The organism is SAR324 cluster bacterium, from assembly GCA_029245725.1.
Taxonomy (GTDB): domain Bacteria; phylum SAR324; class SAR324; order SAR324; family NAC60-12; genus JCVI-SCAAA005.
Genome location: JAQWOT010000148.1, coordinates 93,347 through 107,851, shown reverse-complemented (window position 1 = coordinate 107,851; position 14,505 = coordinate 93,347). Strand labels below are relative to the sequence as shown.

General features: G+C 49.4%; 16 protein-coding genes. 13 read left to right on the top strand and 3 right to left on the bottom strand.

Annotated features, from left to right (window positions below):
- The first annotated feature begins 275 nt into the window (after nt 1-275).
- The 13 genes from P8O70_07270 (at nt 276) to P8O70_07210 (ending at nt 11,001) form a co-directional block, all read left to right on the top strand.
- On the top strand, nt 276-1,550 hold the full coding sequence (locus P8O70_07270; protein ID MDG2196678.1) for an extracellular solute-binding protein: 1,275 nt from the start codon (nt 276-278) through the stop codon (nt 1,548-1,550).
- Nucleotides 1,551-1,621: 71 nt separating this feature from the next.
- Nucleotides 1,622-2,584 (top strand): sugar ABC transporter permease, encoded by a 963-nt coding sequence (locus P8O70_07265; GenBank protein MDG2196677.1) that lies wholly within the window; start codon nt 1,622-1,624, stop codon nt 2,582-2,584.
- Nucleotides 2,581-3,519 carry a carbohydrate ABC transporter permease gene (locus P8O70_07260; GenBank protein ID MDG2196676.1) on the top strand — a complete coding sequence of 313 codons (939 nt, stop codon included), beginning with the start codon at nt 2,581-2,583 and terminating at the stop codon, nt 3,517-3,519. Before P8O70_07265 ends, P8O70_07260 begins: the two co-directional genes overlap by 4 nt.
- Before the next feature lie 11 nt (nt 3,520-3,530).
- Nucleotides 3,531-3,725, top strand: a complete 195-nt coding sequence (locus tag P8O70_07255) for a hypothetical protein (GenBank protein MDG2196675.1) — start codon at nt 3,531-3,533, stop codon at nt 3,723-3,725.
- A 3-nt stretch (nt 3,726-3,728) separates the two neighbouring features.
- Nucleotides 3,729-4,823, top strand: a complete 1,095-nt coding sequence (locus tag P8O70_07250) for an ABC transporter ATP-binding protein (GenBank protein MDG2196674.1) — start codon at nt 3,729-3,731, stop codon at nt 4,821-4,823.
- Nucleotides 4,816-5,841, top strand: a complete 1,026-nt coding sequence (locus P8O70_07245; protein MDG2196673.1) for an ABC transporter ATP-binding protein — start codon at nt 4,816-4,818, stop codon at nt 5,839-5,841. The genes P8O70_07250 and P8O70_07245 overlap by 8 nt, the downstream gene beginning before the upstream one ends.
- Before the next feature lie 15 nt (nt 5,842-5,856).
- Nucleotides 5,857-6,480 carry a dihydroxyacetone kinase subunit DhaL gene (dhaL, locus tag P8O70_07240; GenBank protein MDG2196672.1) on the top strand — a complete coding sequence of 208 codons (624 nt, stop codon included), beginning with the start codon at nt 5,857-5,859 and terminating at the stop codon, nt 6,478-6,480.
- Nucleotides 6,477-6,857 carry a dihydroxyacetone kinase phosphoryl donor subunit DhaM gene (gene dhaM, locus P8O70_07235; protein MDG2196671.1) on the top strand — a complete coding sequence of 127 codons (381 nt, stop codon included), beginning with the start codon at nt 6,477-6,479 and terminating at the stop codon, nt 6,855-6,857. Before dhaL ends, dhaM begins: the two co-directional genes overlap by 4 nt.
- A 6-nt stretch (nt 6,858-6,863) precedes the next feature.
- Nucleotides 6,864-7,181, top strand: coding sequence for an HPr family phosphocarrier protein (locus P8O70_07230; GenBank protein MDG2196670.1), 318 nt, complete (start codon nt 6,864-6,866; stop codon nt 7,179-7,181).
- Entirely contained in the window at nt 7,159-8,760 is a 1,602-nt protein-coding gene (gene ptsP / locus P8O70_07225) for a phosphoenolpyruvate--protein phosphotransferase (protein MDG2196669.1), read from the top strand. The genes P8O70_07230 and ptsP overlap by 23 nt, the downstream gene beginning before the upstream one ends.
- On the top strand, nt 8,757-9,197 hold the full coding sequence (locus tag P8O70_07220) for a hypothetical protein (GenBank protein MDG2196668.1): 441 nt from the start codon (nt 8,757-8,759) through the stop codon (nt 9,195-9,197). Before ptsP ends, P8O70_07220 begins: the two co-directional genes overlap by 4 nt.
- Before the next feature lie 48 nt (nt 9,198-9,245).
- On the top strand, nt 9,246-10,235 hold the full coding sequence (gene dhaK / locus P8O70_07215) for a dihydroxyacetone kinase subunit DhaK (protein ID MDG2196667.1): 990 nt from the start codon (nt 9,246-9,248) through the stop codon (nt 10,233-10,235).
- 106 nt (nt 10,236-10,341) lie between these two features.
- Nucleotides 10,342-11,001 (top strand): hemolysin III family protein, encoded by a 660-nt coding sequence (locus tag P8O70_07210; protein ID MDG2196666.1) that lies wholly within the window; start codon nt 10,342-10,344, stop codon nt 10,999-11,001.
- 455 nt (nt 11,002-11,456) lie between these two features.
- Here P8O70_07210 and P8O70_07205 read toward each other — a convergent pair whose 3' ends face one another.
- The 3 genes from P8O70_07205 to P8O70_07195 form a co-directional block, all read right to left on the bottom strand.
- A complete protein-coding gene (locus P8O70_07205; GenBank protein MDG2196665.1) occupies nt 11,457-11,831 on the bottom strand; it encodes a rhodanese-like domain-containing protein in 375 nt (124 codons plus the stop codon).
- Between the two features lie 292 nt (nt 11,832-12,123).
- Nucleotides 12,124-12,624, bottom strand: a complete 501-nt coding sequence (tpx, locus tag P8O70_07200; GenBank protein MDG2196664.1) for a thiol peroxidase — start codon at nt 12,622-12,624, stop codon at nt 12,124-12,126.
- A 210-nt stretch (nt 12,625-12,834) separates the two neighbouring features.
- A complete protein-coding gene (locus P8O70_07195; GenBank protein MDG2196663.1) occupies nt 12,835-14,208 on the bottom strand; it encodes an aminotransferase class III-fold pyridoxal phosphate-dependent enzyme in 1,374 nt (457 codons plus the stop codon).
- Nucleotides 14,209-14,505 lie beyond the last annotated feature (297 nt).

The window sequence follows — 14,505 nt, the reverse complement described above, 5'->3', positions numbered from 1 at the left end:
TCCTTTCCAATCCTCATTATATCTGATTGTGCAAGTGCGAAATTTGTGTTCGGCGTATTTTTTTCTTTCTTTTGTTTAGTTTTAAGTTTACTAATTTAGCGCCTTGCGCAACAGACCGGAGTCGATTCCGGAGCCTGGAACAAGCGACAACTGTTCACCCTGAATCATTTCAGATCGGGTGATGGGATCTCCTTAACAAGAGAGGAATCATGAAAAAGGGATGGATCAAGTCAATGCTGCAGACCGCAGCTGGCGCTACACTGGCGCTGACGGTCATGGCAGCGCCAAGCCAGAAGGCTCAAGCCCAAAGCCTCACTCTTTGCTGGGCAGCGTGGGACCCTGCAAACGCTTTGGTTGAGATGTCCAAGGACTTCACAGCCCAGAGCGGAATCGAAATGAATTTTGAGTTCGTGCCCTGGCCCAATTATGCTGACCGAATGCTAAACGAACTGAACTCCGGCGGTAAACTCTGTGACCTACTTATTGGAGACAGTCAGTGGATTGGTGGTTCTGCTGAGAACGGACACTATGTTAAGCTAAACAGCTTCTTTGATAAGGAAGGCATTTCAATGGATGACTTCCTGCCGGCAACCGTTTACGCCTACTCCACCTGGCCAAAAGGAAGCCCCAACTACTGGGCTCTGCCAGCGATGGGTGATGCCAATGGCTGGGTCTACCGAGAGGACTGGTTCTCACGGCCAGCACTACGTTCAGAATTCAAGTCTAAGTACGGACGTGATCTGGAGCCGCCAAAGACCTGGACAGAGATGAAAGACATTGGTGAGTTCTTCCAGGGGCGAGATATCGATGGGAAGCGTGTCTATGGCGCTGCGATTTTCACCGAACGTGGATCTGAGGGAATCACCATGGGTGCGACTGGTGCTCTCTACTCCTGGGGTTTCCAGTACCAGAATCCAAACAAGCCTTATGACATGGAAGGCTTTGTTAATTCACCAGACGCTGTAGCAGCGTTGGAATTCTACAAGGATCTCTACAAGTGCTGTACTCCTCCAGGCTACACCGATAGCTACATGGAAGAAGGACTAGATGCTTTCAAGTCCGGGCAAGTTGCCATGATGATGAACTGGTTCGCCTTCTTCCCCGGGCTCCACAAAGATCCTGTGGTTGGCGGTGACAAGATCGGTTTCTTCGTGAATCCAGGTCAAAAAGTGGAAGCTTCTACATTGGGTGGGCAGGGAATCTCTGTGGTTTCCTACTCCGAGAACAAAGATCAGGCCTTGGAGTACATCAAGTGGTTCGCTTCTCCTGAAGTTCAGAAGAAGTGGTGGTCATTGGGTGGATACTCCTGCCATAAGTCTGTTCTTTTGGATCCGGGCTTTGCCAACACCCAGCCGTTTGCTGCAGACTTCCTGAAGGCGATGGACGGAGTTCAGGATTTCTGGCAGGAGCCTGCTTACGCAGAGCTGCTGTTGGCGATGCAGAAGCGTGTGCATGACTTTGTGGTGGCTGATCAAGGAACCGCTCAGGAAGCACTCGACAAGCTGATTGAAGACTGGACAGAGACCTTTGAAGACGAAGGCAAGCTCTAGGATGAATTCACAGGAATTCAACTGTAAATAACAGTGAATTCCTGTGACCAGTTGTGTTTAAAAGGAGCCCGATGTCTCGTCCTTCTATACTCCAAAAAATTGTCACCTCTGCAGCTGTTGCTACACCTGCGCCCGTTGTCAGACAGGTAAGAGGACTATCAGATCGAGCCATTGCCTGGCTCTTTGTGACTCCAACCATTCTACTGTTGTTGGCGATCAACATTTTCCCGTTGATCTGGACCATCCAACTGTCCTTTACCAATTACAAAGCTAACCGTGCTGCCCGCGGTGAAAAGTTCATTGGGCTCAGGAACTACGAGCGTGTGCTGGGTGATGCAGATATCTGGATCACCTTGCAGACGACCGCACATTTTCTGATTTGGACGATGCTGCTGCAGGTACTACTTGGCTTTGGCCTAGCTTGGCTACTGAACAAGCAATTCAAAGGACACTCTTTCTGGACCACGCTGATCTTGCTGCCGATGATGCTTTCGCCGGCAGTAGTGGGAAATTTCTGGCGCTTTCTCTATCAACCCCAGATTGGGCTTTTCAATTACATCATTGCTTTCTTCACAGGTGCAGATCCTTCGTCTTTTCAGATGCTGGGGGATGTCAATTTGGCACCCTGGTCTATTGTGATCGTTGATACCTGGATGTGGACACCATACATCATGCTGATTTGCTTGGCTGGGCTGCGTTCGATTCCTGATTATATCTATGAGGCAGCAGAAGTCGATCGGGCCTCAAAGTGGCGTCAATTCTGGTCGATTACAGTCCCGATGGTTCTACCTTTCTTGATGTTGGCCGTGTTGTTTCGAGCAATTGAGAACTTCAAGATGTTTGACCTCGTGGTGGAATTGACCAACGGTGGTCCAGGATCAGTGACCGAACTGGCTTCAATCAACTTGAAGCGAGAGGCCTTTGAGAAGTGGCGGACTGGCTACTCTTCAGCTTTTGCCATTATCCTTTTTGTGACGGTCTTTGGCGTGGCGAACATCTACGTCAAAGCTCTCAATGCAGTGAAGCAACGATGAGTTCCACACCTCCACACGAAAAGCTCTGGGGCAAGCGATTAGCTGCTGGATTAGTCATTGTGTATGCATTGGTCAGCATCATCCCACTGATTTGGATCTTCCTAACTGGCTTCAAGTCTCCCCCGGATTCGATCAGCTATCCTCCAAAGATGGTGTTCTCCCCAACCATGGAAGGCTATGTAAACGTCTTCACTACCCGAACTCGGCAAACTCCAGAGTACATGGAAACATTGCCGCCTCCAGAAACCTGGTACGATGAGTTGGTTCGTTCACGAAGCATGGTGATCGCAGGCCCTTCCAAATTTGGTCAGCGATTCCTCAATTCTATCATCATTGGCTTCGGTTCTACGTTTCTTTCGGTCTTCTTGGGAACCCTGGCGGCCTATGCATTCTCACGCTTTAAGATCCCGCTCAAAGATGACCTGATGTTTTTCATCCTCTCTACCCGGATGATGCCGCCAATCGCTGTGGCGATTCCCATCTTCCTGATGTATCGCAAGTTGGGTTTGGCAGACACGCACCTAGGAATGATCCTGCTCTATACGGCTGTCAACATCTCCTTGGCAGTCTGGCTTCTGAAGGGCTTTATTGATGAGATTCCACGGGAATATGAGGAAGCTGCGATGATCGATGGCTACTCTCGTTTCCAGTCTTTCCGTAAAGTGGTCTTGCCCCAGGCAACTACAGGTATAGCCGCAACTGCGATCTTCTGTTTGATCTTCAGTTGGAATGAATATGCCTTTGCCCTCTTACTAACTTCAGGCACCGCTCAGACGGCACCACCTTTTATTCCAACTATCATTGGGGAAGGAGGGCTAGACTGGCCTGCAGTAGCAGCTGGCGCAACACTCTTTCTGGTACCCATCGTGTTCTTCACGATCATGCTCCGCAAGCATCTGCTACGTGGAATCACTTTCGGCGCCGTCCGCAAATAAAGAGGAGCCTGATGTCAGAGAACACAACATCGAGCCTTCAGCGCTACTTTCGAAGAAATTTTTGGGAGTGGATTGCTACAGTGATCATCCTGCTTGGGGTGGTGATGTTGATGCAGCCCTTTTTGCTAGTGCTTTACACCTACTCCTTCGTGGTGATCCTCACAGGCACCGTTTTGTTCATTATCGTGAGCCACTTCCCGGAATAGCAAATGGCCGAGATTCAAGTCAGTCGCCTGAAAAAATCCTTCGGGGATTTCGTTGCGGTCCAAGACTCCAGCTTCACGATTCAAAACGGTGAATTCTTCGTGATGTTGGGGCCCTCTGGGTGTGGGAAAACAACGACGTTGCGGATGATTGCTGGACTGGAGTTGCCCACTTCTGGTGAGATTCGGCTTGATCAGGAAGAAGTCACCTTCCTGCCAGCGTCTCAAAGAGACATTGCTTTTGTCTTCCAGTTGTTTGCGCTCTATCCCCACATGAATGTGCGGAAGAATCTGGCTTTCCCATTAAAGTGCATTGGGACTCCTTCTTCAGAAATCAAGCTGCGAGTTGAAGAAGCGGCTCGTCTACTGAGAATCGATCATCTGCTGAATCGTTCTGTCTCAGGGCTATCTGGTGGTGATCGTCAACGCGTAGCTCTCGGAAGAGCTATCATTCGTCGCCCTAAAGCCTTCCTGATGGATGAACCTCTTGGTGCTCTTGATGCTGAATTTCGTAATTTGATGTGCCAGGAACTGAAGGGATTGCATGACCGAATTGAGGCAACGACGGCTTACGTCACGCATGACCAACTGGAGGCGATGGCCATGGCTGACCGGATTGCGGTGATGAATCATGGTGTGATTGAGCAGTTGGGGACACCAAGCGAGATCTACAATACACCATCAACCATGTATGTTGCTGGTTTTATCGGATCACCACCGATGAATTTGCTCACGTTGCCCAATGCTCTGGAGCCTGGACAAACGGAGATCACTTTGCCAGGTAACAGCTGTGGAACACTTCGTTGTCCTGCGTCAATACAGGGTGTTCAAGCTGGCAATCTTGTCTTGGGTGTTCGCCCGGAACACATACTTCCAGAGCAGAAAGGCCCCCTGCCGGGAGAAATCAGTGCCGTGGAATACATGGGAACTACCCAGATCCTGATGATCCAGACTCCTTATGGACAAGCACTTTCTCGCGTTCGTAGCACTCATTCATTTGGAGAAGGGCAATCAGTGCGATTGAATTTTGCTGCTCAGAGGGCCTCTCTATTTGATAAGAGTGATGGAAAAGCACTGTCCATGGAGGTTGCTCATGGCTGAGATAGCTCTCCAGGGAATACAGAAGCGCTTCGGGGACACGCTTGCAATCAACAACTTCGAGTTGACCATTGGAGATGGAGAACTGGTTGTTTTGTTGGGCCCTTCGGGAGCTGGCAAAACAACCACTCTCCGTTTGATTGCTGGATTGGAGGAGGCAGATTCTGGGAGTATTCGGATCAATGGTCTGGACATGACGAAGTCTCAACCTGCTGAAAGAGATGTTGCGTTTGTTTTCCAGCAATACTCTTTGTACCCACACTTGACGGTTCGAGACAATTTGAGCTTCCCGCTTCGCTCGCCAGTATCCGGCCTTTCTGAAGACGCTGTTGCCAGTCGGGTTGAGGAAATAGCGAAGATGGTGCAGATTAACCACAAGCTTGAAAATAAAGCAACGGCCTTGTCCGGTGGAGAGATGCAACGCGTCGCGATAGGACGGGCACTGGTACGAAAGCCAACCATCTATCTGATGGATGAACCGCTCTCTTCCCTGGATGCGAAGCTGCGAACTGAACTGCGAGTGGAGCTGAAGCACATTCAACAGAATCTTGGGGCAACGATCCTTTATGTGACCCACGACCAGGTGGAAGCAATGACTCTGGCTGATCGCATTGGAGTGCTCCGAGAGGGGGAACTGGTACAACTGGGCACGCCCAAGGAAATTTTTGAACAGCCAAACAACACCTATGTGGCTGAGCGATTGGGTCAACCCTCGATCAATCTCGTTCCATTGAGCAGTGAATGGCCCGTACATGCTCCTGCCAACACCACACAGCTTGGATTGCGGACAGACCATGTTCAGTTGCATTCTGTAGATAAGCAGACCAAGGCCACTGTACCAGCCCAAGTGCAACGTGTTGAATATCTTGGCGACCAGACTTACCTGCATCTGCTCTGTGCAGGACAAGATCTCACCTTGCTGGCAGATCCAGCAACTTTGCTGAAGGAAGGTGACGGGGTAGCCCTTGAATTGGTGCAACCTCTTTTCTTTGACCAATCTGGAAATCGTTTGTCTGCCTGAAGGCAAGGCAACTTGATGGAGAAGCTACAGATGACTCCAGACTTACTTAGATCGTTACTTCAAGGAACTGCAGAAGCAGTGATTGCCCAGGCTGAACACCTCACGGTTTTGGATCAAGCTATTGGTGATGGCGATCATGGCATCAATATGAAGAGAGGCCTGGAGAACGTGCTCGCTGATTTGGACAATATCACAGCCAAACCACCAGCTGAGACCCTTAAAGCAGTGGGAATGACCATGGTGATGAAAGTTGGGGGGGCCTCTGGTCCACTCTACGGCACTCTAGCGATGACGCTGGGTAAGGAATGGCCCACTGACGATGAGTTGGATTCTGCGAAATTGAGTCAGATGCTTGTGGCATCCATCGAAGCTTTGAAGAAACGAGGAAAAGCAGATCTTGGAGCCAAGACCATGTTAGATGTGTTGGCTCCAGTTCAGCAAGCCTTGGAAGCAAATAAATCAATGGCAGAGATCTCTGCCATTGCCCAGCAAGCCGCAGAAGCCACAATTCCAATGAAAGCAACTCGTGGACGGGCTTCTTTCCTGGGTGATCGCTCGATTGGACACATGGACCCTGGGGCCTGTTCCTCTACATTGATAATTCAAACTATCTGTCAACTTCTGGAAGAGAAATCATGAGTAACGTGGGCATTGTGATCGTTTCGCATTCTCAGTGGGTCGCTGCGGGTACGGCTGAAATGGTGCTACAGATGGTGGGAGATGAAGTTCCTCTTGCCTGGTGTGGTGGCAACCCTGACGGTGGTTTGGGGACAAGTGTGGAAGCAATCATGGAAGCCATCTCTAAAGCATGGTCAGATTCTGGAGTAGCCGTAATGGTTGATCTTGGTGGTGCTGAAACGAATAGCGAAATGGCGATTGAAATGCTACCTGCCGAAAGACAAAAGAAGGTAGTGATCTGCAATGCGCCGATTGTCGAAGGGAGTGTCATAGCAGCTTCGGAAGCATCTGGCGGTGCAAGCCTGGAAGAAGTCAAAAGCTCAGCAGAAGAAATGTGAGGGGGCATGACTGAAGAAAATACCTGGACTTCTGAGGGTGCGGTAGAAATTACTCATGATGTAGGTCTACATGCTCGGCCCTCTGTCAAGTTGACCAAGCTCGCCAAGCGCTTCTCGGCACAGATTGAAATCGCTGCTGACTCTGAGGGGCCGTGGATCGATGCCAAAAGTATTGTCAAGGTGATGGGAGCCAAGATGCCGCAGGGAACCATTCTGCAATTGAGAGCCACTGGAACAGATGCTCAGCCTGCAGTGGAGGCTTTGATTGATTTGGTCAATCAGGATTTTGAGGAATCTCAGGATGCCCAGTCAGCCTCAGCTTAGAGGAATCAGTGCAGCTCCTGGTCTTGCTCAGGGTGCCGCATTCTGGGTGGAGGCGTCTGCCGTAGGACGTTCTGCTGACTCCTTGAAACCCACGATTGATCTATCAGAAGCCCTGGCGTTAGCCAGTAGCCAGTTGGTGGAGTTGATGGAGCGAGTCGAGGGAGAAGAGGTAGAAATTCTCGAGTTCCAGCTTGTGATGCTCGAAGATGAAGCACTCAGTGATCCAGTATGTCAGGCTTTTACAGCAGGTACGACATTGATCGAAGCCTGGCAACAAACGTTGGACGAACATGTAACGGACTACGAGCAAAGCGAAGACGAGTACTTTCAGGCACGAGCCAGTGACCTACGCGATATTCGTGACCGAGTCCTCAGGATCCTACGTGGAGAAACAGAAGCCGGGATTCCTGAGGGAGCGATCCTGCTCGCAACGGATTTAACTCCCAGTCGATTTCTGGGCCTAGATTGGAATAAAGGTGGAGGAGTGGTCTTGCGGGAAGGTAGCCCTTCGAGTCATGTAGCCATGCTAGCACGTTCCCGTGGGGTGCCGATGCTAGTTGGAATCGAAGACCTACCACTTGGAGCTTTCCCAGATCAAACCAGATTGTTGCTGGATGCGTATGAAGGTGTGCTGCACGTAGATCCTTCCGCAGAGGAAACTCAAGCCTTTGAGCATAAGCTTCAAATAGCTAAAGAGGAAGCAGAACGACTAGCCACTGTATTGGATCAACCCGCAAAAACTGTGAACGGAACAGCAGTTCAGGTGCTGATCAATGTGGCGCTGCCAGAAGAATTGGCAAAACTCAATTCAGCGCATTGTGATGGAATCGGCCTGATGCGTTCAGAGTTTCTGTTTCATCATGGGCTACCCAGCGAAGAATCACAGTACCGATCCTATCGAAAACTCTTGGAATGGGCTGGAGAAAAGCCAGTAACGATTCGCACTCTTGATGCGGGTGGTGACAAGCCTCTGCCCGGGCTGGCGCAACCAGCTGAAAGTAACCCGTTTCTTGGTTTACGAGGACTCCGACTTTCTCTACGACAACCAGAGGTCTTCCGCACTCAACTCCGTGCACTATGCAGGGCTGCTGTTCATGGAAATCTGAAGGTAATGGTGCCGATGGTCACTGTTCCTGACGAACTACATTCAACCAGAGAATTGTTGGAAGATGTTTGTGCAGAACTCACGACAGAAGGTATCGAATTCCACAAGCCAGTTCTCGGAATGATGGTAGAAGTCCCCGCCGCAGCCTTGGCTCCTGAGTTGTTTACTGATGCAGCATTTTTTTCGATTGGTAGTAATGATCTGGTTCAATATTTGACAGCAAGTTCCCGTGACCTTCATCATGTTGCATATCTGGCAGATCCTGGCCATCCAGCAGTCTTGCGAGTTATTAGAGAATTGGTGGAGCATTGCGATTGTTCCGGCCAAGAGCTGAGCCTTTGCGGAGATATGGGTAGCGATCCGAATTTCATCGCACAGTTACTGGAAGCAGGCTTGCGTAATTTGTCAGTGGCACCAGCTCGCTTGGGGAAGACCAAGTGGACCATTCGGGAAACCAATCTGGAGGGGGTATGACAACGGATTTAAAAGCCAAGTTGGTTGCCCAGTATAAGCAGATCCTCGCAGAGATGCTGAGCAATCGCCCTTCTGGAACCCGACAGCGACTGGCGACAATGCTGCGCAAGAATCGTAGTTTTATCTCCCAGATTTCCAATCCCAGCTACGCCACACCCATCCCGGCTCGTCATCTGGATATCATCTTTGAGGTTTGCCATTTCTCTGAAAAAGCTCGTCGAGACTTCTTGTACTACTACGACCAGGCACACCCTGGTAGACGTCACGGTCCACATTACCAGCACCATGAGGCGCATCAAGAGGGGCTGCGCTTTCGTCGGATGATGTTGTACTTGCCAGATCTGGGAAGCGATGAAGCCAACAAAGAACTCGATGACCTGATCCTGGAAACTGCTCGTCGGTTAAGTCACCTGCTACAGATTTCTGAGCGCTCCTGAAAGCGTGCTGATCTGTTCCCCATCCTCATTTCTTCAGTGGGAGAGACCATGAAAAAATTAATTAATAACCCCGATCAAGTACTTACCGAAAGCTTAAGTGGTTTTGTCTCCGTACATGCCGATTTGCTGGAACTCGGGGCTGAGGGGAAATTTGTACGCCGCAAGCAACTCAAGCCTGGTAAGCCAGTATTGATCTCTGGGGGAGGTTGCGGTCATGAACCCCTGCATGGTGGTTTTGTTGGGCATGGAATGCTGGATGCTGCCTGTCCTGGACAGGTCTTTACCTCACCGACTCCAGATCAAATGCTGGAAGCAATGCAAGCTACCGAAAGTGGTGGTGGGGTGCTACTGATCGTCAAGAACTACGAAGGTGACGTGATGAACTTCGAGATGGCTGCCGAGATGGCAGAGTGTGAGGTCACCACGGTATTGACTGACGACGATGTGGCAGTGGAGACTTCAACTTATTCAACAGGCCGACGGGGTGTCGCAGGAACCATGATCGTCGAGAAGATCGTTGGTGCTGCAGCAGAGCAAGGTGGAGACTTGGCAGCCTTGAAGACTCTGGGGGATCGTGTCAATCAGCAGATGCGATCAATGGGGGTCGCCCTAACAAGCTGTACGGTTCCAGCCGCCGGCAGTCCGACCTTCCAGATTGGTGAAAATGAAATGGAGATGGGGGTCGGGATTCACGGTGAACCAGGAAGAAAACGAGTTGCACTTGCTGAAGCCAAGGATATTGCTGCAGAAATGATTGGAGCTATCCGCAAGGATTTTGGAGATCAGGCCAAGGGCAATGCCATCTTGTTGGTAAATGGATTTGGGGGAACTCCTTTGATGGAACTTTACCTAATGCACCACTGTGTTGAAAAGGAGTTGGCTGGAAGTGGAATAACGATTGCCCGCTCACTGGTTGGTAATTATGTGACTTCTTTGGAAATGGCCGGATGCTCGATCACGCTGAATCTGGTTGATGACGAATTACTGGGACTCTGGGATGCACCTGTTCACACAGCAGGGCTACGCTGGGGCATGTAAGCTGACCTGATAAGTTTGTGCTCTGGAAAGAGATCGTGTACAACTAGGTGAAAGTGCCAATTGCCAGCGTTTAGAAATCCTGGAACATTATCTCTGACATCCAAGATTGACTTCAAAAAGCAAAACCCAGAGCCTCGGCGAAGAGATTGCCAACAGCATTACCCACGGGATTGGAACAGCTTTAAGTGTTGCGGCTCTCACACTGCTGGTCACGTTGGCTTCCCAGCAAGGGGATACCTTGCAAATTGTCAGCGTTACTGTTTATGGCAGTTCGCTGATTCTGCTATATCTCGCATCTACCCTCTATCATGGCCTGCAAAATCAGCGAGCCAAACGCATCTTCAAAATCCTTGATCACTCTGCGATTTTCTTGCTGATTGCAGGAACCTACACGCCCTTTCTCCTTGATAACCTCCGTGGCACTTGGGGCTGGAGCCTCTTTGGGGTGATCTGGGGCATGGCGCTGCTGGGAATTGTCTTCAAGGTCTTTTTTGTGGGCAAACTCCCCAAAGCCTCGACTGTGACATATCTGGTAATGGGCTGGCTCTGCCTGATTGTCTTTCCACAAATGTGGGAGACCATTGAGCCCTCTGGCCTAGTTTTGCTCTTTGTGGGTGGAATTTCTTACAGTGTGGGTGTGATTTTCTATTCTTGGCACCGGCTTCCCTACCATCATGCTATCTGGCACCTCTTTGTCCTCGGAGGTAGCACGGCTCATTTCTTTGCTGTGCTGCTGAATGTCCTTCCTACCGATATGTCTGCCTGATTTTAAGAATTTCAAATATAATTAAGACGAGTTGTTGCTTGCTGATAAAGTGATTTGATTTGTTTGTGGCAGGCTTATCCTTGGACTCAAGCCCTATGGCTACAACTTATAAATCCCAAAATGTCTTTTGGGATGAAGATTATTGTTACTGGGAGGAAAATAGAAAATAGATCTTTGATTCGAATAGAAAAGATCCTATTGCAAATGGGAGAGTTGAACCGCTGGATAAGTTACTGGGTGCTAAATATCGGCCACTTTTCATGGCAGGCTGCGACATATAGGCTCGCTGAACCATATTTGCTCAGCAGAGCCTTATGAAGGCGACCACCCCTTTGGTTGAAAAGTTATTGAGCTCACAAATCAACCATATCAATATCATACAGAAAATCCCTCGCCATAAATGAGGTTGGGCAATCTTTCTGAATCATATTTTAGCGTAGACTATTTAATTAGAATTATGCTCCAACAGGCCCGCCGTTCTCTTTCCAATCAGCAAACCCACCAACATTACAAACATTCTTGAAGCCCATTTCCACAAGAGTGTGTCCTGTTAAAGCGGCCATGCCACCAGCACCACACACTAAGACGATCTGGGCATCTTTTTGAAGCTTCTCGGCATGGTAGGGGGTACTTGAATCAGCAGCAAATTCAATAAATCCTCTTGGTATTTTCAAGGCACCTTGAATTGTACCTGTTTCTTGGATTTCAAGACCGTCTCGCACATCGATAAAAACACTATTTCCGTCGGCATGCTTTTGGATTCCATCAGCAACACTGATTTTTGGTACCACTGCGTTTGCAGCACTCAAAGCAGATTCAGCGGTTTTCATAAATCCTCTTTTTTATAGGTTCTAGGCAGAGACTTCGGACAAAGTTTATCTTCATTTTGCTGAATAGCTCTTTGTCAATCTCGTTAAAGACAACAGAATAAGTTTTAGTCATACTATCAGTCTTGGCAAGCAAATTAGTCAGAGTGTGAAGGCCAGTTCAACTGATTGCAACATAACTCGATCGTCCTAGTAATTTCTAGTACAGCAAGTAAAGAATTTACTTTAACTATGATCGATAATTTCGATCATAGTTCTCTGATTTTTTTAAAATGTCGGCAGTGACTCTTCTAACTTAAGAGGCAGCAGCCAAAGCCGCATCGTAGTCAGGTTGTTGGGCAACTTCGGGAACCAACTCGGTGTGCTTGACGATACCATTGCCATTGATCACTACGATGGCTCGAGCCATCAGACCTCGTCGGAAGCTGTCTTTGATGATGACCCCATAGTCCTTCCCAAAATCTGGGGAACGGAAGGCTGAGCCTGTTTGTACATTCTCAATATTTTCTGCACCGCAGAAGCGAGCTTGTGCTTGGGGCAAATCAACAGACACGCAGAGCACCACGGTATTGCTCTGGTCAGCAACCCTAACGTTGAAAGTTCGCACAGAGGTGGCACAAGTTGGTGTGTCGATACTGGGGAAGATGTTCAGGATCAGATTTTTCCCAGCAAAGTCAATTAGTTGCAGATCACTTAGATCTTTTGCTGCCAGCATGAAATCTGGAGCTTTACTGCCTATCTGGGGCATTTCGCCCTCTGTGTTGACGATCAGTCCTCGCCATGAAATCTCAGCCATTGATTCGCTCGTTGAGAAAGAAAAGGTTGGATAGGATGAGCAACTCATCATTTGCTTATAAGCAAGCGGATAACAATAATTAAATCTGCACTTGCAGAGGAATCAAGCTTGAGGTGCTCACTAGTTCAGAATATTTCAATTAATGGCAAAACAGGGCTCCCATGGAATGATTGGGAGCACGTCTGTAGCTTATTAGAAGGAAATAAAAGTTCAGAAGTAACTGGTTACCGCTTGATGGATAGCTTTGACGATTACGTCAGCTTCTTCTCGGCTGAGGCAAAGTGGTGGGGCCATACCGAGGATGTCTCCCTGAGCCATCGCACGGACGATCACACCATTTTCACGGATCTTGGTGGCCAGCGTGGGTCCGACTTTTTTCAAAGGATCAAAGAACCTCCGTCCGGCTCTTTCTTCAACCAGTTCAACAGCTGCGAGCAAGCCTTCTCCACGAATTTCCCCCACATTTGGATGATCCCCCAGCGCTGATTGCAGCTCCTTCAATAAATAGGGTCCAACTTCAACGGTATTAGCAACGATGTTCATCTCGTCAATCAGCTTCAGGTTGGCTACTCCAGCAGCAGCACAAATCGGATGTGCGGAGTAGGTCCAGCCGTGCCCAATCGGTCCACTTTCATCGGTACCCTGCATCAGGACATCGTAGACTTTCCCGGAGATGAGAGAACCTGAAAGGGGCAGGTAGGCGCTGGTCACGCCCTTGGCAATCGTCATGAAGTCAGGCTCCAAGCCATAGAAAGGACTGGCGAACATCGACCCAAGCCGCCCGAAGCCGGTGACAACTTCATCGGCTATCAGTAGGATATCGTGTTGCTTGAGAATGGGCGTGATGGCTTCCCAGTAGCCCTTGGGTGGGGGCACAAGCCCTCCGGTGCCCAAAGCAGGTTCAGCGACCATCGCAGCGATTGTGTCGGCTCCTTCTTGGGCAATCAGGGCTTCCAATTCCTTGGCACAGTGGACGCTGAATTCCTCCTCGCTGAAATTCTCCAACTCGGTAGGCCGCCGATAGTAGTAGGGGGCCACAGTGTGTTTGACCATCGGTAGGGGCAGGTCGAACTTCTTGTGGAAGGCATCCAGGCCAGTTAGGGATCCGCTCATCAGGCCGGAACCGTGATAGGCTCGCCAGCGTGAGATGATCTTCTTCTTCTGAGGACGTCCGAGGATGTTCTGGTAGTGCCACGTGAGCTTGATGTTGGTGTCGTTTGCGTCAGAACCCGAGACCCCGAAGTAGATCTTGCTCATGTGCTCTGGAGCTCGTTCCAGGACCATCTTGGAGAGGGTGATGCTCGCCTCGGTACCATGACCAAAGTAGGCGTGGTAATAGGCCAGTTCCTGGGCCTGCTTGCTGATCGCATCAATCACGGGTTGGCGTCCGTAGCCGATGTTGACACAGTACAGTCCAGCAAAGCCATCCAGCAATTTATTACTGTTGCTGTCGTAGACATAAACCCCCTCTCCACCCTTCATCACAACCTGGGGGGCTTCCTTGCGCACAAATTGACCAAGATGGGTGTTCGGGTGAAAAAAACTCTCCCGATCCCAGCTTTCGAGTTGTCCCTGTTCGAGCATATTCTTCCTTGGATTTCTTGATTTTTGAGAAGGGGGACTGTGATGAGACGGGGATGCTGCCAACCCTCTTGGTCAGTCCAAAAAATTCTTTCTTTGCAAACTTACTGATCCGGCAAGGGTAGTCAAGTTTATGAGATGAAATCTTTAGGGGGTTAACGCGCTAGGTAGGTTCATCAATCAGGCCCTACATTTCGTCCAAAAATCATTCAAATAATGTTCACACAGAACATGATTATCCATGCTCTAACTAATTTGCAGACAACTCTTCATCATTTGCTAACCAAACCAAATTAAAGC